We start from the raw sequence: 1435 nt of genomic DNA, 5'->3' as shown, positions 1-1435 counted from the left end.
CCTTCATGTAGTTTTTTCAATGCTTGCTCATTGGTATTTGTCTCAAGTACGATATTTACTTTCGGATTTTCCTGTTTGTAAGTACGTAATAATTGTGGTAACCGATACACTGCCAATGATTCATTAGATGTAATAGTCAATGTTCCTTCTAAATGGTCACTGTTTTGAGGGATTTCTTGCGCTTTATCATAAATAGTAAGTAATTCTAATGCGTACGGATGAAATTGATGACCTGCTTTTGTAAGAAGTATTTTTTTTCCTAATCGATCGAATAGAGGAATGTTTAAATCGTTCTCTAATGCTTTAATATGGGCTGTCACAGTAGATTGCGCATAACCTAATGCATGAGCAGCTTTAGAAAAGCTGCCATATTTAACAATGGCACAAAATGTTTTAACATGTCTCATTTCCATAAATGATACCTCTTTTATTATCATGATTTGTGAATGATTATATCATGTATTTCAATTTTTCAAATCATTAAATTTCTTTTAAAATTAAGTTGTGGAGAAATTCATTCAAGTGAAATTGGAGGAGAAAAAATGAGTGAAAAGAGCTATCATGTAGCTGTAGTTGGGGCTACAGGCGCAGTAGGGCAAAAAATCATTGCATTGTTAGAGAGAGTAACGAAATTTAATATAGAAGAAATTACATTACTCTCGTCAAAACGATCTGCTGGTAAGATAGTACAATTTAAAGGACGAGAGATTAAAATACAAGAGGCAAAATCAACTAGTTTTGAAGGTGTAGACATTGCATTTTTTAGTGCTGGAGGAGAAGTTTCTAGACAATATGTAAATCATGCAGTTTCTAGTGGTGCAATCGTAATTGACAACACAAGTGAATACCGAATGGCACACGATGTACCACTCGTCGTTCCAGAAGTAAATGCACATACTTTAAGGGAACATAAAGGGATCATTGCAGTTCCGAATTGCTCAGCACTACAGATGGTAACAGCTCTTCAGCCAATTCGAAAATCATTTGGTTTAGAACGAATTATTGTTTCAACGTATCAAGCCGTATCAGGCTCAGGAATTCATGCGATTCATGAATTAAAAGAACAAGCTAAGTCAATGCTTACAGGTGAAGAAGTGAAGAGTACTATATTACCAGCGAAAAAAGATAAAAAACATTATCCAATTGCATTTAATGTATTGCCGCAAGTGGATATATTTACAGACAATGATTTCACATTCGAAGAAGTAAAGATGATTCAAGAGACGAAGAAAATTTTAGAAGATCCAAATCTAAAAATGGCAGCTACTTGCGTCAGAGTTCCAGTTGTATCGGGGCATTCTGAATCAGTTTATATTGAACTTGAAAAAGAAGCGACCGTTGCAGAAATTAAAGAAGTACTACTGAATGCACCAGGTGTTATTTTACAAGATAATCCTAGTGAACAAATTTATCCAACGCCATTATATGCAGAGGG

Annotated in this window: 2 protein-coding genes; one reads left to right on the top strand and one right to left on the bottom strand. The window is 34.6% G+C overall.

Annotation, left to right across the window (positions count from 1 at the left end; genetic code table 11):
- The coding region (locus AC1DTM_RS26385; protein ID WP_477001274.1) for a LysR family transcriptional regulator at positions 1 to 413 on the bottom strand (413 nt) is incomplete at its 3' end.
- Between the two features lie 129 nt (positions 414 to 542).
- On the opposite strand from AC1DTM_RS26385, the gene AC1DTM_RS26380 reads away from it, so the two are divergent.
- Positions 543 to 1435, top strand: an 893-nt coding sequence (locus tag AC1DTM_RS26380) for an aspartate-semialdehyde dehydrogenase (protein WP_477001273.1), incomplete at its 3' end; no start/stop codon positions are given.

Source organism: Bacillus sp. P4_D3, assembly GCF_056401855.1.
Note: the sequence above shows the minus strand (reverse complement) of the source record. Positions and strands in the feature narration are given on the sequence as shown.